The 18,422-nt window shown below is 64.3% G+C and carries 12 protein-coding genes; 6 read left to right on the top strand and 6 right to left on the bottom strand.

Annotated features, from left to right (window positions below):
- Window positions 1-31 precede the first annotated feature (31 nt).
- Genes GHT07_RS10295 through GHT07_RS10285 form a run of 3 tightly spaced genes read left to right on the top strand, consistent with a single transcriptional unit; the run spans window position 32 to window position 9,360 of the window.
- Window positions 32-5,995: an alpha-2-macroglobulin family protein gene (locus GHT07_RS10295; protein WP_407646624.1), complete on the top strand. Its 5,964-nt coding sequence runs from the start codon at window positions 32-34 to the stop codon at window positions 5,993-5,995.
- A complete protein-coding gene (pbpC, locus tag GHT07_RS10290; RefSeq protein ID WP_323740877.1) occupies window positions 5,992-8,184 on the top strand; it encodes a penicillin-binding protein 1C in 2,193 nt (730 codons plus the stop codon). The genes GHT07_RS10295 and pbpC overlap by 4 nt, the downstream gene beginning before the upstream one ends.
- A gap of 27 nt (window positions 8,185-8,211) precedes the next feature.
- On the top strand, window positions 8,212-9,360 hold the full coding sequence (locus GHT07_RS10285; RefSeq protein WP_323740876.1) for an alpha-hydroxy acid oxidase: 1,149 nt from the start codon (window positions 8,212-8,214) through the stop codon (window positions 9,358-9,360).
- 778 nt (window positions 9,361-10,138) lie between these two features.
- On the opposite strand, the gene GHT07_RS10280 is transcribed toward GHT07_RS10285, so the two are convergent.
- On the bottom strand, window positions 10,139-11,032 hold the full coding sequence (locus GHT07_RS10280; RefSeq protein WP_153584985.1) for a c-type cytochrome: 894 nt from the start codon (window positions 11,030-11,032) through the stop codon (window positions 10,139-10,141).
- A 171-nt stretch (window positions 11,033-11,203) separates the two neighbouring features.
- On the opposite strand from GHT07_RS10280, the gene GHT07_RS10275 reads away from it, so the two are divergent.
- Both GHT07_RS10275 and GHT07_RS10270 read left to right on the top strand, forming a co-directional pair.
- Window positions 11,204-12,415, top strand: coding sequence for a Y-family DNA polymerase (locus GHT07_RS10275; RefSeq protein ID WP_153585129.1), 1,212 nt, complete (start codon window positions 11,204-11,206; stop codon window positions 12,413-12,415).
- Window positions 12,416-12,487: 72 nt separating this feature from the next.
- Complete coding sequence (locus tag GHT07_RS10270; protein WP_153584984.1) at window positions 12,488-13,318, top strand: enoyl-CoA hydratase-related protein; 831 nt, start codon at window positions 12,488-12,490, stop codon at window positions 13,316-13,318.
- Window positions 13,319-13,393: 75 nt separating this feature from the next.
- Here the strand turns inward: GHT07_RS10270 and queF are convergent, their stop codons facing one another.
- From queF to GHT07_RS10245, 5 genes are read right to left on the bottom strand one after another with little or no spacing between them, the layout of a single operon-like run.
- Entirely contained in the window at window positions 13,394-14,239 is an 846-nt protein-coding gene (gene queF / locus GHT07_RS10265; protein WP_153584983.1) for an NADPH-dependent 7-cyano-7-deazaguanine reductase QueF, read from the bottom strand.
- Window positions 14,240-14,251: 12 nt separating this feature from the next.
- Window positions 14,252-15,145, bottom strand: a complete 894-nt coding sequence (locus tag GHT07_RS10260) for an alpha/beta fold hydrolase (RefSeq protein ID WP_323740875.1) — start codon at window positions 15,143-15,145, stop codon at window positions 14,252-14,254.
- A complete protein-coding gene (locus GHT07_RS10255; RefSeq protein WP_153584982.1) occupies window positions 15,142-16,005 on the bottom strand; it encodes a 2OG-Fe(II) oxygenase in 864 nt (287 codons plus the stop codon). The genes GHT07_RS10260 and GHT07_RS10255 overlap by 4 nt, the downstream gene beginning before the upstream one ends.
- Window positions 16,002-16,784 carry a peroxide stress protein YaaA gene (gene yaaA / locus GHT07_RS10250; RefSeq protein WP_153584981.1) on the bottom strand — a complete coding sequence of 261 codons (783 nt, stop codon included), beginning with the start codon at window positions 16,782-16,784 and terminating at the stop codon, window positions 16,002-16,004. The genes GHT07_RS10255 and yaaA overlap by 4 nt, the downstream gene beginning before the upstream one ends.
- Before the next feature lie 9 nt (window positions 16,785-16,793).
- Window positions 16,794-17,063 carry a hypothetical protein gene (locus GHT07_RS10245; RefSeq protein ID WP_228488278.1) on the bottom strand — a complete coding sequence of 90 codons (270 nt, stop codon included), beginning with the start codon at window positions 17,061-17,063 and terminating at the stop codon, window positions 16,794-16,796.
- 78 nt (window positions 17,064-17,141) lie between these two features.
- Here GHT07_RS10245 and hemA point away from each other — a divergent pair, with 78 nt between their 5' ends.
- Entirely contained in the window at window positions 17,142-18,401 is a 1,260-nt protein-coding gene (hemA, locus tag GHT07_RS10240; protein ID WP_153584979.1) for a glutamyl-tRNA reductase, read from the top strand.
- Window positions 18,402-18,422 lie beyond the last annotated feature (21 nt).

Raw genomic sequence — 18,422 nt, 5'->3', positions numbered from 1 at the left:
CCAGGAGGGAAGCGTGCACAGTAACAAGAAGATTCTCCGCGGCGCGGCTGGCACGCTGGCCGCTTTCATCGGCTCTTTCTCACTCGCCGCGCTCATCGCGCTTTCGCCCGGCACCACGCATGCCGCACAAGTCACCAGCGTGACGCCGCAAGGCGAAGTCGCCAAGGTGCGGCAGGTGGTGGCCAAGTTCGACGAAGCCGTCGTCAACTTTGGCGACCCCAAAGCCCCCGCCCCACTGTCCCTGAGCTGCAGCGACGCGCAGGCCACCAAGGGCACGCCGCGCTGGAACAACGACCGCGAATGGATCTTCCAGTTCGACGAAGACCTGCCGCCCGGCGTGACGTGTTCGCTCCAGGTCAGAAGCGGCTTCAAGACGCCCAAGGGCGCAGACCTGGCTGCCGGCAACTGGCGCTTTTCCACCGGCGGGCCTTTTGTGCAGCAGATCCGGCCCGGCTCGTACGAGCGCATTGACGAAGAGCAGTTCTTCGCGATCCAGCTCAATGGTGCAGCCACCGTGGCAAGCCTCAAAGACAACCTGTGGTGCTCGGTGCAAGGCGTTGGCGAGCGTGTGCCCGCCCGCCTGCTCGACGGCAAAGACCGCAACGACTTCCTCAAGGCGCTGGGCATGGACAAGGCCGCTGCGAAAGACCCGCTGCGCTTCGCCGTGTTCGCGTGCAACCGCAGGCTCGCCGCCAACACCAAGGTGCAGATCGTTTTCGGCAAAGGCATCGCCACGCCAAGCGGCATTGCCAACTCGATTGAAAAGCGCTTCGACTACCAGGTGCGCGAGCCCTTCCAGGCGACGTTCACGTGCGAGCGCGAAAACGCGCAGTCCGCCTGCCTGCCGATCCGGCCCGTCACCCTCGCCTTCAACGCCCCCGTGTCCCGCAAGCTGGCCGAACAAGTGCGGCTGAAGTCCGAGAAGGACACCCTCAAGCCCAGCTTCGGCAAGGAAGAAGGCGACAACGAAACCGTCGTGAACAGCGTTTCGTTCAAGCCCATGCTGCCGGAGCGCACCGCCTTCACCATCGAACTGCCGCGCGACTTCAAGGATGCATCGGGCCGCACGCTCGCCAACGCCGACAGCTTTCCGCTGAAGGTTGCGACCAGTGCGATGCCGCCGCTTGCCAAATTTGCTGCTGCGCCCTTCGGCATCGTCGAGCGGTTCGCCGAGCCGGATAGCGGGCCGCTGCTGCCGATCACGGTGCGCAATGTGGAGGCCGCGTTGCGCGCACAAGCCTTCACACCCGGAAAGGTTCGCGACCTGCAACCCAAAACCGACGCAGAGATCATCGCGTGGTTTCGCAAGGTGCAGCGCTACAACGAATACACCATCGCGCGGTCTGCCGCCGCCGTGGACGCGAAAGGCGCGCTGCCCAAAGTCCTCGACAAGAACGACGGCGACCGTGTGCAGACCCGCATGGTGTCGCTGCTCGCAAGCCAACCCACAGCGCGCACGCTCGACATGCCCAAGCCCGTTGAAGCGGGCGACCCGCGCCCGTTCGAGGTGGTGGGAATTCCGTTGCAGCCGGGCTTTCACGTGGTTGAAATTGCATCGCAGCGCCTCGGCACATCACTGCTCGACGAGCGTCACGGCGCGGCGCGCACGATGTACGTGCGCACGTCTGCGCTGGTGACCAACCTCTCTGTGCATTTCAAGCTGGGCCGCGAGAACTCGCTGGCGTGGGTGACGACGCTCGACAAAGGGCAACCCGTTGCCAACGCGCGCATTCGTGTGTCGGACTGCAAAGGCATGGAAGTAGCGACCGCCACCACGAACGCGCAAGGCATTGCGGACATGAAGAACGTGCCGCCGCAGCCGCCCGAGTGCTCGCGCGAGGACGACAGCGACTACCGGCAGACGTATTTCGTGAGCGCGCGCGCGACTGATGCGGGCGGCGTGGAAGACCTGGCATTCACCTGGAGCGACTGGTACCGCGGCATCGAGCCCTGGCGCTTCAATGTACCGACCAGCCAGGACCCGCAGCCGGACGAGCGCGTTCACACAGTGTTTGACCGCACACTGCTGCGCGCCGGTGAAACGGTGTCAATGAAGCACATCATCCGCACCGAAACACGCAACGGCTTCGGCGTGCCGGAGCAATTGCCCAGCGAGCTGTCGATCACGCACATCGGCAGCGGCCAGCAATACAAGCAGCCGCTCGTGTGGCGCAAGACGGCGACGGGCGGCCAGAGCGCGGAGAGCACGTTCGCCATTGCGCCCGCCGCGAAGCTTGGCGAATACTCGGTGACGCTCGTCAATGCCGCGCGGCGCTACAACGCGCAGTCGGGCCAGTTCCGCGTCGAGGAATTCCGCTTGCCGGTGCTCGAAGGCCGCGTGGTGCCCGCAGACAAGAAAAGCCTCGTCAACGTGAAGAGCGTGCCGACCGACGTGCAGATCAACTACGTCTCGGGTGGCGGCGCGGCGAACCTGCCAGTGCGTGTGTCGGCGCTGGTGCGCGGCAAGTCGCTGAGCTTTCGCGACTACGACGAGTTCAACTTCCAGCCGCCGCGCAAGCGCACCGACAAAGACCGCAGCGACGACGAAGAAGCTGCCTCCAGCCAGGACTCGCGCGTGATCGCAGACAAGCTGCCCATCACGCTCGACCGCAACGGCGCGGGCAAGCTCACCATCGCGGATGTGCCCGCGTCACGACAGCCGCAGGAGCTGTTGCTGGAAGCGACCTACGCCGACCCGAACGGTGAAGTGCAGACGCTGCGCAGCGTCTCGACGCTCTGGCCCGCATCTGTGGTGGCGGGCGTGAAGACAGAGGGCTGGGTCTCCGCCAGCCAGAAGATCGGCTTCCAGGCGCTGGCGCTGGGCCTGGACGGCAAGCCCGCCGCCAACGTGCCGCTCGAAGTGAAGGCGGTGGCGCGCATCACCACATCAAGCCGCAAGCGCATTGTCGGCGGCTTCTACACGTACGACAACAAGACCGAGCTCAAAGACCTCGGCAAGGTGTGCAGCGGCAAGAGCGATGCGCGCGGCCTGCTGCTGTGCGAGACAAAGCTGGGCGAAGCCGGTGAGGTGGAGCTGGTGGTCACGGCCACCGATGCGCAGGGCAACACGATTCAAGCCGCGAGCTCGGTGTGGGTGACGAAGCAAGGCGAGCTGTGGTTCGGCGGTGAAGACAACGACCGCATCGACCTGCTGCCCGAGAAGAAGGCCTACCAGCCCGGCGACACAGCGAAGTTCCAGGTGCGCATGCCCTTCCGCTTTGCGACGGCGCTGGTGACTGTTGAGCGCGAAGGCGTGATCGACTCGCGTGTGGTGCAGCTCGACGGCGCCGACCCGACGATCAGCCTGAAGGTGATGGAAGGCTGGGGGCCGAATGTGTACGTGAGCGTCGTCGCGCTGCGCGGCCGCCTGCGCGAAGTGCCGTGGTACAGCTTTTTCACCTGGGGCTTCAAGGCGCCGCGCGAATGGTGGACGGCCTTCTGGTACGAGGGCCGCGAGTATGTCGCGCCCACTGCGCTGGTCGATTTGAGCAAGCCTGCGTTCAAGCTGGGCCTCGCAGAAATCCGCGTCGGCACCAAGGGGCACGAGCTGGCCGTGAACGTGAAGGCCGACAAGGAGAGCTACACGATTCGCGGGCAGGCCCGCGTGACGATCACCGCCAAGCTGCCGAACGGCCAACCCGCTGCGAATGCAGAAGTGGCACTTGCTGCCGTCGACCAGGCGCTGCTGGAGCTGATGCCAAACAGCAGCTGGAACCTGCTCGACGCGATGCTGCAGCGCCGCTCGTGGGGCGTGCAGACATCGACGGCGCATATGGAGATCATCGGACGGCGGCACTACGGGCGCAAAGCCGTGGCAGCAGGCGGCGGTGGCGGCAAGTCACCCCAGCGCGAACTGCTGGAGACCTTGCTGCTGTGGAACCCGCGCGTGGTGCTCGATGCGAACGGGCAAGCCGTCGTGACGGTGCCGCTCAACGATGCGCTCACCACCTTCCGCATCGTCGCTGTAGCCGACGCGGGCACTGGCCTGTTCGGCACGGGGCAGACGACGATCCGCGCCACGCAGGACTTGCAGATCATCAGCGGCCTGCCGCCCCTCGTGCGGGAAGACGACCAGTTCCGCGCGCAGTTCACGCTGCGCAACACCACGGCAAAGCCGATGAAGGTGGAAGTCGCGCCGCGCGCCACGCTGCTCACACTGCAGCCGCAGACCATCGACATTCCCGCAGGTGAAGCGCGGGAAGCGGTGTGGAACGTGACGGCGCCTGCACAGCTCGGCCAGCTGCGATCTGAAGCGCTGCTGTGGGAGATTGAAGCGAAAGACACAGCCAGCGGCGCACGCGATGCGTTGAAGGCGCGGCAGCGGATCATTCCTGCCATTCCGCTCACGGTGCAGCAGGCAACACTCGTGCAGATCGAAGGGCCCTTTTCGCTCGACGTGAATCCGCCAGCTGATGCAACACCCGCCAGCGGGCCCAAGCGCGGCGGGCTGAAGTTGTCGCTGCAGCCGAAGCTGGCTGAAGGCCTCGCGGGCGTGCGCGATTACTTCGCGCTGTACCCGTTCATTTGCCTGGAGCAAAAGACGAGCAAGGCGGTGGGCCTGCGCGATGGCAAGTTGTGGGAAACCGTTGTTGCCCAGCTGCCGACGTACCTCGATGCAGACGGCCTGGCCAACTACTTCCCGCCACGTGAAGGCGATGCGCGCAACGGCAGCGATACGTTGACGGCTTACCTGCTCGCCGCCACGCACGAGGCTTCGTCGATCAACCCGTCGTTCGCCTTGCCCGATGACGTGCGCGCGCCGATGGAACGCGGCCTGATCGCCTTCATCGAAGGAAAGATCCAGCGCGACTTCTGGAGCCCGCGCAAGGATCTGGATGTGCGCAAGCTCGCCGCGCTCGAAGCCCTGTCGCGCTACGGCAAGGCGCGCGGCAGCATGGCGGGCAGCATCACCATTGCGCCGAACCAATGGCCGACCAACGCGGTGATCGACTGGCTGAACATCCTGCGCCGCGTGAGCGATATGCCGCAGCGTGACCAGCGCATTGCCGAAGCCACGCAATTGCTCAAAGCGCGCCTGTCGTACAACGGCACGAAGCTCGTGTTCAGCACCGAGCGCGACGACTACTGGTGGTGGCTGATGACCAATGGCGACGTGAACACCGCGCGCCTGATCCTCGCCGTGATCGACGACCCGGCGTGGAAGGACGACATGGGCCGCCTGGCCAACGGCTTCATCGCCCGGCAGCAGCGTGGCGCATGGCTCACCACGACGGCCAACCTGTGGGGCGGGCTGGCGCTGGAGAAGTTCAGCGCGAAGTTCGAATCGACGCCGGTGGCCGGCGCCACGCGTGCATCGCTCGCGGGGCAGCAAGCGAGTGTCGAGTGGAACAAGGTGGATCGCGTGAAGGCGACGGATGCCACCGGTGCGCCGCACCAGGTCGGCTGGTTTGGCGCTCCCGCTGCGCCGGGCAACCTGCGCAACAACACGATGTTCCTGCCGTGGGGCGCAGGCAAAGAGACGCTGGCGGTCACGCATCAAGGCACGGGCAAGCCGTGGCTGACGCTGCAGTCAGTTGCCGCCATCGAGCTGAAGGCGCCGTTCAATGCCGGCTATGGCGTCACACGCACCGTCACACCGGTGGAGCAGGCCGTGGCGGGCAAGTATTCGCGAGGCGATGTGGTGCGTGTGACGATCGAAGTCAATGCATCGACGGACATGACATGGGTGGTGGTCAGCGACCCGGTGCCCGGTGGCGCGACGATTCTGGGCTCGGGCCTCGGCCGCGATTCGCAGATTGCCACGCAGGGCGAGAAGCAGTCGGGCTGGAGCTGGCCCGCTTTTGAAGAGCGCAGCTTCGAGGCCTTCCGCAGCTACTACCGCTATGTGCCCAAGGGCGTGTTCAAGATCGAATACACGCTGCGCCTGAACAACGCGGGCGACTTCTCGCTGCCGCCCACGCGCGTGGAAGCGATGTATGCGCCGGAGATGTTTGGTGAAACGCCGAATGCACGCGTGAAGGTGGAGTCGCGGTGAAGCGGCTTGTGGCTGGGCTGGTGCTTGCGTCGCTCGGCGGCGCGGCATTGGCGTTGCCGGCTTATGAGGAAGTGAAGGCGGGCTACACGTCGTCGGACACGCTCGTGCTCGACCGCAACGGCGAGGTGCTGCAGCGCGTGCGCACGGACGCGACCATCCGGCGCGGGCAATGGGTGGCACTCGCCGACATTTCGCCCGCGCTGCGCCGGGCCATGCTCGCCTCGGAAGACAGGAATTTCTACGAGCACAGCGGCGTGGACTGGAGCGCTGTGTCGTCAGCCGCCTGGGGCAACTTGTGGCATCAACGCACGCGCGGCGCATCGACGATCACGATGCAACTGGCGGGCCTGCTCGACGACGACTTGAAGGCTGGCGCCGCAGGGCGCAACCCGGCACAAAAGCTGGGGCAGGCAGTGGCGGCACGCGTGCTCGACAGGCGCTGGCGCAAAGACCAGATCCTGGAAGCGTATCTCAACCTCGTATCGTTCCGCGGCGAGGTGGCGGGCATCGACGCGATGTCGCGCACGCTGTTCGGCAAGGCGCCGCATGGGCTCGACGCGCGCGAGGGTGCGATTGCTGCTGCACTCGTGCGCGCACCGAACGCCAAGCCGCAGGCCGTGGGCCAGCGTGCGTGCGGCGTGTTGCGCGCGATGGATCCGGCGAATGCGAAGCTGGATTGCGAACCCATCGTGGCAATGACGATGGCCGCCGTGCAAAGGCGCGCAACTGATGCGGACGAAGGGATTGCACCCCATGTCGCGCGCCGCGCACTGGCGCAGCGTGGTGACGCGAAAGCCCCCGCTGCGACGGGCTCGATCAGGACAACGCTACGCGCCGACGTACAGCGCTTTGCCGTGCAATCGCTGCAGCGGCACCTGCGGGAGCTACATGGCCGCAACGTGGAAGACGGCGCGGTGATCGTGCTCGACAACGCAACGGGTGACGTGCTGGCATGGGTGGGCTCATCAGGTGAGTTGAGTGACGCAGCGCAGGTCGATGGCGTGCTCGCGCGCAGGCAGGCCGGCTCCACGCTCAAACCGTTCTTGTATGCACAGGCGCTTGCTGAGCGTCGCCTCACGGCGGCGTCATTGCTCGAAGACTCACCCGCGCATCTGGCAACGGCTTCGGGGCTGTACGTGCCGCAGAACTACGACCGTCAGTTCAAGGGCTGGGTCTCGATGCGCACGGCGCTGGCCGCATCGCTCAACGTGCCGGCGGTGCGCACGGTCGTGCAGGTATCGCCCGAGCCGTTTGCCCGCACGTTGCGTGCGGCGGGCGTGTCGCTGAAGGAGGACGGCGGCTATTACGGCTACAGCATCGCGCTGGGCAGCCCGGAGGTGACGTTGCTGGATATGGCGAATGCGTACCGGACGCTGGCGAATGGCGGCGCGTATTCGAGCGTGTCGCCTATCAGGGCAGCGCCGAACAAGCTGAGCAGGACGCGCGCGATCGACGAGCGCGCCGCCTTCATCATCGGCGACATCCTGTCGGACCCGAACGCACGCGCGCGGACCTTCGGCACCGACAGCCTGCTCGCCACACGCTTCTGGACCGCCGTCAAGACGGGCACGAGCAAGGACATGCGCGACAACTGGGCGCTGGGCTGGTCGCAGCGCTACACGGTGGGCGTGTGGGTTGGCAACGCAAGCGGTGCGGCCATGCATGACGTGAGCGGCACCACTGGTGCTGCGCCCGTGTGGGCGGCGGTGATGGGTTACCTGCACACGCGCGAGAACAGCCGCGCACCGAAGCCACCTGCGGGCGTGGTGCGCGCGCATGTCCGCTTTGGTGACCGGCTCGAAGCCGAGCGCGACGAGTGGTTCCTGCCGGGCACCGAGCAGGCCGTGTTCGCCCTGGCGCCTGCCAACGCGCCCGGCGCTGCGCCGCGCATCACGGCCCCGGCCGACGGCGCGATCATCGCGCTGGACCCCGACATCCCGCCCTTGCGGCAGCGCCTGCAATTCACGGCGACGGGCGAGCGCCTGCGCTGGCTGATCGACGGCAAGGAGGCCGCGCGTGGCGCGAGCCTGCAGTGGCTGCCATGGCCCGGCCGCCATCATGTGCAGCTGGCCAACGAGCAAGGCGCGGTGCTGGACGACATTCGTATCGAAGTGCGCGGCGCGGGCGTCTTGAACAAAATTCCGGCGGCCGGCAAAAAACTTCAATCGCGCGAGCGCCGTGCCAGCTAGCATCAAGGCCAACGAGGAGTTAACACCGTGCCTGTAATCACCAATATCGAAGACCTGCGAGTGCTCGCGCAAAAGCGGGTGCCGCGCATGTTCTATGACTACGCCGACTCCGGCTCGTGGACCGAGGGCACCTATCGCGCCAACGAATCGGACTTCGACAAGATCCTGCTGCGCCAGCGTGTGGCGGTGAACATGGAGAACCGCACCACGCGCACGCAGATGATCGGCCAGGACGTGGCCATGCCCGTCGCCATTGCGCCGACCGGCCTGACTGGCATGCAGCATGCCGATGGCGAAATTCTTGCGGCGCGCGCGGCGAAGAAGGCCGGCATTCCTTTCACGCTCTCGACGATGAGCATCTGCTCCATCGAGGATGTGGCGAAGGAGACGGGCAACCATCCGTTCTGGTTCCAGCTGTATGTGATGCGCGACCGCGATTTCATCGAGCGGCTGATCGATCGCGCAAAGGCTGCGGGTTGCTCTGCGCTCGTGCTCACGCTCGACTTGCAGATCATTGGCCAGCGTCACAAAGACATCCGCAACGGTTTGTCGGCGCCGCCGAAGCTCACCATCCCCAACATCATCAACATGATGACCAAGCCGCGCTGGTGCCTGGGCATGCTCGGCACGAAGCGGCGCGAGTTCGGCAACATCGTGGGCCACGTCAAGGGCGTGGAGAACATGGGTTCGCTCTCAGAGTGGACGGCCAAGCAGTTCGACCCGGCGCTCTCGTGGAACGATGTGGAATGGATCAAGAAGCGTTGGGGTGGCAAGCTGATCCTGAAGGGCATCCAGGACGCAGAGGACGCGCAATTTGCGGTGGACAGTGGCGCCGACGCATTGATCGTCTCCAACCATGGCGGCCGGCAGCTTGATGGCGCGCCGTCGTCAATCTCGGCGTTGCCCGGCATCGTTGATGCGGTGGGCCAGAAGATTGAAGTGCACATGGACGGCGGCATCCGCTCAGGCCAGGACGTGCTCAAGGCCGTGGCGCTGGGCGCGAAGGGCACCTACATTGGCCGCGCGTTCCTCTACGGGCTAGGTGCGATGGGTGAGGCAGGCGTGACGAAAGCGCTGGAGATCATCCACAAGGAGCTCGACCTGACGATGGCGTTTTGCGGGCGCACCGACATCAAGACGGTGGACAAGGCGATCTTGTTGCCGGGGACGTTTTAGGGCGCGCGGTTTGTTCGGGGCGCTATTGTTCAGGGCGCTCCGCGTGTTCAGGGCAATTTGCTGTTCAGGGCAGCTCGCGTCAGGCGGACTCTGGCGCGGCCTCCTACTGTGCTGGTTTGCGCTGTCGCGCAAACTTCGCTTTGAAATTTTCCTTCGGACCGGTGCGAAAAAAACTCCCTGCGAGTTTGCAAGCAAACTCTCCGGTCAAACAGCTTTTCGCAAGTCAGTGCACGAGTCGCGCTAAAGCGCGATCCGGTCCGAAGAAAAATTTCAAAGCCAGCACACAAGTCGGCCGCGCCAGAGTCCGCCTGCCGCGAGCCAACGGCTCTGCTTGATCGACGAGATACCGACCACTCCGCTTCTTGCTAGCTATTGCGCAGACTAGTTTGCCGCAGATGCCTCACTCTGCCGCGCTGTCCCTCATCCCAGGCAATGCGAAGCGAGCCGAGACTTTGTCACCACCCCCCGATGGTTAACTCGCGGCAGGTGGACTCTGGTGGGGCCGATTTCTTTTGTGGCTTCAAGAATTGGCTCGAAGGCGGATCGCGCTTTAGCGCGACATGTGAACTGACTTGCAAAAGCGGTTTGAGCGGAGAGTTTACTTGCAAACTCGCAGCGAGTTCTTTTGCACCGCCTTCGAACCAATTCTTGAAGCGACGTTTGCGCGACCAGCGCAAACCACAAAAGCATGAGGCCCCGCCAGAGTCCACCTGCCGCGAGCGCCCTGAACAGCAGAGCGCCCCGGACAATGACTTGGAACGATCAACGACCGAAGACCTCACCGCCCCCCAGCCGCCTTCGCAGGCACAGTCTTCAGGAACTCGTACAAAGCCTGCGCGTCCACATCACTCACCTTCGACAGCGACTCAAACGGCATCACCGCAATCGCAGACCCGTCGGGCCGCTTGCCTGAGCGCAGCATCGCAACAAACTTCGTCGCATCGGGATAGCGCGGCATCACCGAGCCCTCGCCCGGCGTGATGTTCGCAGCAGCAGGCCAGTCTGGCGGGCCACCGGGAATCTTGCCGCCGGACAAATGCTCGCCATGGCAGCCAATGCACATGTTGGCAACATACTCGCCATGCTGCGCATTGACGCCAGCGGCCACAGGTTGTGCGGGCGGCTTGGAATGATCGATGCGCGCAGCTGCATCGGCAATCGCACCAAAGCCATAGAGCACGCGCGCCGGCAAGGGCAGGTTGATGATGGCGCCGCCGCCCTGCACAGGTGCAAGGCTGCGCACATAGGCAACGACAGAGGCCAGGTCTGCATCAGTGAAACGGTTGTAGTCTTCGCTGGGCATCACAAGGATGGGCCGGCCATCGGGCTTCACGCCGTGGCGGATCGCGCGGTCCCAGTCGGTGGGCTTGTAGGAAGCAGTGATGCCCGCGGGCGTGATGTTCGCGCCGGCCAGATGCACGCTGTCGGTCTTCACGAAGTCGCGGCCTGCACCATTGGCACCGTGGCAGTCAGCGCAGCCGCGCGACTCGTACAGATACTTGCCGCGCTCGAGCGACTGCGGGTCCGTCGCATACGGCACAGGCGCCACCGTCACGTTGACGACGCGCGCCTTCTTTGATTCGCCCATCTGCAGGCCGATGAAGGCAACGACGGCCACCAGAAGCGCCAGGCCGCCAATGACAATGGCAGCCCACTTGGCAATCGATTTCATCTTGTTGACTCCTCACAGGCCGCAGGGCCTGCCTCATCGCTTGTTTGAAGACGGCTGATTCTGGAAGTTGGCAGGAGATCCGTCAGTGACGCATTTCACACGGAACAATCCGGGCCAGTCAAGCAGCAAAATCGGGGCGTGACCCATCTGCGCCGCATTGCCCATCTCGACATGGACGCGTTCTTCGCGTCAGTGGAGCTGCTGCGTTATCCGCAGCTCAAGGGCCTGGCTGTCGTGATCGGCGGCGGCCGGCGCAAGGTCGATGAAATGATTCGCGAGCGGTTCGCTGACTTGCCGCTGTCTGAAATTCCCGCCAGCGCCTTTCCGCTGCTCAAAGACTATGTGGGCCGCGGCGTGATCACCACTGCCACTTACGCAGCGCGCCAGTTCGGCGTGGGCTCCGCCATGGGCATGATGAAGGCGGCCAAGCTCTGCCCGCATGCACTCGTGCTGCCGGTGGACTTCGAGGAAGTGCGCAAGTATTCGCGGCTCTTCAAATCGACCATCGCAGAGATTGCACCCGTGATCGAGGACCGCGGTGTGGACGAGGTCTATATCGACTTCACCGATGTGCCCGGCGGCCAGCGCGAAGGCGGCCGCGTGCTCGCACGCCTCATACAGCGTGCGATCCATGAGCGCACGGGCCTGACGTGTTCGATTGGCGTCGCGCCGAACAAGCTGATCGCGAAGATGGCGAGCGAGTTCAACAAACCCAATGGCATCTCGGTCGTGTACCAGGAAGATGTGCAGACAAAAATCTGGCCGCTCGCTGTGCGCAAGATCAATGGCATCGGCCCCAAGGCGGAAATCAAACTCGCCAAGTTGCACCTGCACACCATCGGCGACATTGCCGCGCAGGAGCCGCAATGGCTGATCGACAACTTCGGCAAGTCGTACGGCGCATGGATGTACGAGGCGGCGTGGGGCCGCGACGACCGGCCTGTGGTGACCGAGAGCGAACCCGTCTCGATGAGCCGCGAGACCACCTTCGATCGCGACTTGCATGCCGTGCGTGACCGCGCAGAACTGGGTGCGATTTTCACGGACCTGTGCACGCAGGTCGCATCCGACTTGAAGCGCAAGGGTTATGTGGGCAAGACCATCGGCATCAAACTGCGCTATGACGACTTCAAGATCGCGACGCGCGACCAGACGATTGAACATTTCACCGCCGACGCGAAGGAGATCCGCCGGGTGGCGGGCCAGTGCCTCAAACGCGTGGATCTTGGTCGCAAGCTGCGCCTGCTGGGGGTTCGCGTGGGCAAGCTGGCGAAGGTGGGTTCGGCCGAGGCAGCGGTGGTGCCCGGCGCTGCCTCGCAGCCCTCACACCCTCACCGCGTCGAAGAGCCCGCACCCGGCTATGGCACGCTTGACCTGTTCTGACGACAGCCACGTGGACGCGCCGATGCGCGGCGTGATACATATCCCATCCGTTTTCCGCGAAAGAAGACACACATGCAATGCTTCGAGCTGACCGAACAAGACCACATCGCCCATCTCGTGCTCAATCGTCCCGAAGCGATGAACACGATGCATCCGCTGTTCTGGCGTGAGCTGGACGACACGCTGACGCGCCTCAACCGCGAGGGCACCGCGCGCGCGCTGGTGATCTCATCGACGGGCAAGCATTTCAGCGCCGGCATGGCGCTGGAGACGTTCAGCAATGCGATCACGCTCGACGATTCGAGCGCCGAAGGCCGCGCTGCTATCTTCGACTCGCTCGCGGACATCCAGAGCACGTTCACCAAGCTGGAGACGATGCGCATCCCGGTGATCGCGGCCATTCATGGTGGCTGCATTGGGGGCGCAGTGGACATGGTCACGGCGTGTTGCATTCGCTACGCAACGAGCGATGCGTTCTTCTGCATCCAGGAGATCAACATCGGCATGGTGGCTGACGTGGGCACGCTGCAGCGGCTGCCTAAGCTGATTCCGCTCGGTGTTGTGAAGGAGCTTGCGTACACGGGCCGGCGTTTGCCTGCGCAGAAGGCGCTGGCCTATGGGCTGGTCAACGAGGTCTTCGACTCGCAGGAGGCGATGGTTGCAGCTGCGCTGAAGTGCGCACAAGAGATCGCTGCCAAGCCGCCTGTCGCGATCTGGGGGACCAAGCAGGTCATTCACTACACGCGCGACCATTCGGTTGAAGATGCGCTCAAGCAGATGGGTTGGATACAAGGCGCCATCTGGAGCAATGCGCATGTGCGCGAGGCGATCACCGCGATGAAGGAAAAGCGTGCGGGTGAGTTTGCGCCTCTTGCGGCGTTGGGGTCGTTCAGGGAGCTTTGAAGTCTTTCAGGGCGGGGACACGGAGGGAAAAGGCCGCCCGACGGCCGCAGCCCACCCCCAAACACAGGACCAGATTTACTGCCGCGCAGTCCGAACGTTCACAGGCACAGCAGAAGGATGACTCGTGCGGAACGGGTTGATATCCAACCCGCCACGGCGCGTATAGCGCGCGTACACAGACAGCTTCACGGGTTTGCAGCGCTCGCGGATGTCCATGAAGATGCGCTCGACACACTGCTCATGAAACTCGTTGTGGTTGCGAAAACTCACCAGGTAGCGCAGCAGCCCACCCTGGTCAATTTGCGGGCCTGAGTACTTGATCTGCACACTGCCCCAATCGGGCTGACCTGTGACAAGGCAGTTGCTTTTGAGCAGGTTGCTCGTCAACGTTTCATCGACCGGCTGCTCGTCAAACGCTGCCGTCAACAACGATGGATCGGGTGTGTACTGATTGCAGTCGATGTCGAGGCGGTCGAGGCTGAAGCCATCGAGCTCGTGCACCGGCTCGCGGTCGAACATGTCGGGCATCAGGATGCGCACACCGACTGACGCCTGCGACGCGGCGCCGCGCCACACCGCCTCGCTCACATCGGCACGGATGCGGTCACGCACTTCATCGGCAGAGGCGAACGATGTATTGCTGAAGCTGTTGAGGTACAGCTTGAACGACTTGCTCTCAACGATGTTCGGCGTCTCGCACGGCACCGTGATGTGCGCAATGGCAACGTGCGGCCTGCCGCGCGGCGTGAGCCAGCTCAGCTCGAATGCCGTCCACAGGTCAGCACCGAAAAAAGGCATTGTTCCGTGCATGCCGAGCTCTGCACGCTTGGGCGCGCGCGAAATCGGGAAGAGCAGCGACGGGTCGTAGTGATCAGCGTAAGCGGCGGGCTTGCCGAGCTGGGATTGTTCGGGCGTGTTCATGGCCATCGCGCACTAGGCGGCTCTCAGGTGGGGCACCAGCGGCTCCAGCAGCCGCTCGACAACGCCTGGCGGCAGGTCGTGGCCCATGCCGGGTATCGCGTGGAGCTGCGCGCCGGGGATACGGCGCGCGGTGTCGTGGCCGCACGCCAGTGGCACCAGCGGATCGGCAATGCCGTGCATCACCAGCGTGCGCGTGCGGATCTTCGGCAGCTCGTCGGCGCGTGCGGCATCAGCTGCGATGGCGGTCATCTGCCGCATCGTGCCTGCGGGGTGGAAGCTGCGGCGCGTGCCTCGCAGGATGCGCTCGCGCATGGCCGCGTCGTCGAGCGGATAGCCAGGGCTGCCAATCGCCTTGAACAGCTTGACGTAGTGATCGACGATGGCCTCCTCGCTCGTGCCAGCGGGCCGGCTGAGCAGCGCGCGCAGCACTTCGGGCTTGGGGCCAGGCAAAAAGCGCGCACCGCTTGAGCTCATGATGCTCGTGAGGCTTGCCACGCGGCCGGGCGCGGCCAGGGCCACGCGCTGGGCAATCATGCCGCCCATGCTCACGCCAACGACGTGGGCGGTGGCAATGCCCAACGCATCGAGCACACCGATCGAGTCGGCGGCCATGTCGCGCAGGCTGTAGGGCGAATCCACTTTCCAGCCGAGGCGGTGCTTGACGCTCGCCCACATCAAGTTGGGCACGCCCAGGTGATCCATGTGCTGCGACAGGCCGATGTCGCGGTTGTCAAAGCGCACGACGCGAAAGCCTGCGTCTGTGAGGCCCTGCACAAACTGGTCGGGCCAGGCCACGAGCTGCATGCCCAAACCCATGATGAGCAGTACGACGGGCCGCTCGGCCTGCGTGCCGTCTGCGCCTGTGTCTTCGACTTCGATCGAAATTCCGTTGGCAGTGACCTTCACTCGAACCGCCGTTCGCGCAGCCACTTGGTGGCGATCCACTTTTCGCCGGCAAGCACAGGTGCGCCGCCATGCAGTGTCTTGGTGGAAGGGTGTGCGCGTTCATACGAGAAGAACACGGCGTTGCCGCGCTTGGGCGCGACTTCAAGGCGAATATCCGGAAACACGGTGCCGCCTCCTTTTTCAGGCTCGGCCAGGTACATCACCACCGTGCCCACACGCTGGCCGCCGCGCCTCAGGATGGTGGGCGTGCCCGGCTCGTTCGGGTCGAAATAGTCGTAGTGCGGCTTGTATTCGGTACCCGGTGTGTAGTGCAGAATTTGCAGGCCCTCGCCGTTCTCCATGGGCCAGTCGAGCAGGCGTGCAATGCGCTCTTCGATCTTGGTAACCAGCGGGTTCTCGCCACGCTGGAAGAACATGCCGTTGCTCGTGCGGTCGGCGTTGATTTCCTCACCGCCGGTCTTGGCTTGCACCGTGAGCGAGCGAGCCAGCTTGGGCCGCGCCAGTTCGATCAGCGCATCGCATTCTTCGTCGGACAGCAGGCCGCCAAACACCACCACGCGCGGCGAGTGCATCACTTGCAACACAGCCACGCGGCGGTCGCCCAGGTCAAGGTAGAGCGGCGATTCGTCGAGCTTGGCATCGGGCACGGGCACCGCCGCGGGCAATCCGTCTTCAACCGCCTTCTTCTCAAGGTGGCCGCGCAGTGTGGTCTCCATCGCCTCGATGGCGACGTCTTCGTTCCAGCCGGAGGCGATCATGGACTGCAGCACGGCTTCTGCGCTGTGGCCGCCTTGCGCCTGCTCGACGATCCACTGCCGCAGCTGCGGCGTGATGTTCTGTGAGGTCTGAGTCGAATTCATGATGTCTCTTGCGTCCTTCGCCTGAAAACCATCCTGTCGCGTGTGGATGCGCCTGCGTCGAAAGCATAGCCCTCCTCGGCGAACTCCTCCAGTTGCTCAGGCATCTGGATGCGGCGCCGGGTGGCGTAGCGCGCCATCGTGCCGCGCGCCTTCTTCGCGAAGAAGCTCACCACCTGCCAGCCAGCGGGCTTGCGTTCCTCGAAGACGCATTCAATCACGCGTGCCTTGAGCGCAGCGCGGTCGACTGCCTTCGCGTATTCCTGCGAGGCGAGGTTGATGACGACAGGCGTGCGGTCTGCCGCAAGCCGCCTGTTGAGGTAGTGCGACAGTCGCGGCCCCCAGAACTGGTAGAGGTTGCGCGTCTTGCCGACGGCCAGCGGCGTGCCCATTTCCAGCCGATAGGGTTGCATGCGGTCGAATGGCCGAAGCACACCGTAAAGGCCGCTGAGGATGCACAGGTGTTCGTTGGCCCAGGCCAGGTCTTCGGGCGAGAGGGTTTTGGCCTGCAGGCCGTCGTACACATCACCGTTGAACGCAAGAACGGCCTGCCTGGAGTTGCTGGCCGTGAAGCGCGGCGACCAGGCCTGGTAGCGCGCCACATTCAGTTCGGCGAGCGAATCGCTCAGGTCCATCAGCTGTGCGATCTGGCGGGGCGACTTGGCTTTGAGTGCCTCGATGAGCTGCTCAGAGTCATGGACGAATCCGGGGCGGCTATGAGGCAGGTCTGGCAGGGGTGACGCATAGTCGAGCGTCTTCGCGGGTGAAAGCAGGAACAGCATCTGCCGCGATTATCCCTTCCAGCCCTTGCTGCAGACCCATTGCGACGTTGCTGCCGCGGCCACCATGGCCGCATAAGTGGCCATCTTGCCGTCCACGCCGAAGTACCACAGGCCCCCCAAAAGCGCCCCCACGCCAGCCAGTGAGTTAATAGCGGTATGCTGCCACCAGCGTCCTGATGAGCCGGCGGTTGAAAACCACAGCCTGCCCGCCAGCGCGACGAGGGCGCCGACAGCAACGGCCGGCGCAATGAAGCTGGCGAGGTGAATGAGGGCGTCCATGGGGTTCATTCGCGTTCTTGGCAGGTCATTGTTCTAGCGCAAGTACTTGAGACAACTGGGAATTTTATAATCGCGCCTATGGCTGTCTGGGCATTGGGGATCAATCACAACACCGCACCGCTCGACCTGCGCGGCCGGTTCACCTATGCCATTGACCAGGTCGAGCCCACGCTCAGGTCGCTGCGCGAATCGCTCACGCGCCACCCCGAAGCCGCCATCCTGTCCACCTGCAACCGCACCGAGATTTATTGCGCAGGTGACCACAACGACCTCGAACACACGATGGAGTGGCTGGCGCATTCCAATGGCGTTGCGCCCACCATCCTGCGCTCGCACGCCTACATGCTGCGCGACGACCAGGCCGCGCGCCACGCCTTCCGCGTTGCCAGCGGCCTCGATTCGATGGTGCTGGGTGAAGCGCAGATCCTCGGCCAGATGAAAGACGCTGTGCGTGCCGCCGATGACGCGGGTGCGCTGGGCACCACGCTCAACCAGCTCTTCCAGCGTTCATTTGCAGTCGCCAAGGAAGTGCGAACGTCCACCGAGATCGGCGCGCATTCCATCAGCATGGCCGCGGCTGCCGTGCGGCTGGCCGGCCAGCTCTTTGAAGACCTGGGCCAGGTGCGCGTGCTGTTTGTGGGCGCCGGCGAAATGATCGAGCTGGCCGCCACCCACTTCGCTGCGCGCAAGCCACTTGGCATTGCAGTTGCCAACCGCACGCTCGAGCGTGGCGAGCGGCTGGCCGCGCGCTTTGGCGGCGAGGTGATGCGCCTGGGCGACCTGCCCTCGCGCCTGCATGAATTCGATGTGGTGGTGAGCTGCACGGCCAGCACGCTGCCCATCATCGGGCTCGGCGCGGTGGAGCGGGCGTTGAAACTGCGCAAGCGCCGCCCGATGTTCATGGTTGATCTGGCGGTGCCGCGAGATATCGAGCAGGAAGTCAAAGCGCTCGAAGACGTGTATCTGTACACAGTGGATGACCTGGCGACCGTGGTGCAAACAGGCCATGCGCATCGCCTGGCGGCGGTGGAGCAGGCCGAGGCGATCATCGACGCCGGTGTGCAGAGCTTCATGAACTGGATGGACCAGCGCGGCGCTGTGCCGCTGATCCAGCAGCTGAACGCACAGGCCGACGAATGGCGCGCGCTGGAACTGGTGCGCGCCCGAAAGATGCTTGCCAAGGGTGGCAACATCGATGAAGTGCTCGAAGCCCTGTCAAAGGGGCTCACGCACAAGTTCCTGCACGGCGCGATGGCCGAGCTGCACGCTGGCGACAGTGCTGCACGCGAGCGGGCCAGCACAGCCATTCACCACTTCTTCCTGCGCAAGGAACGTTAGGGAGGTTGAGCGTTCGGCGTT

The sequence above is a fragment of the Caenimonas koreensis DSM 17982 genome (assembly GCF_009646335.1).
Taxonomy (GTDB): domain Bacteria; phylum Pseudomonadota; class Gammaproteobacteria; order Burkholderiales; family Burkholderiaceae_C; genus Ramlibacter; species Ramlibacter koreensis.
Note: the sequence above shows the minus strand (reverse complement) of the source record. Positions and strands in the feature narration are given on the sequence as shown.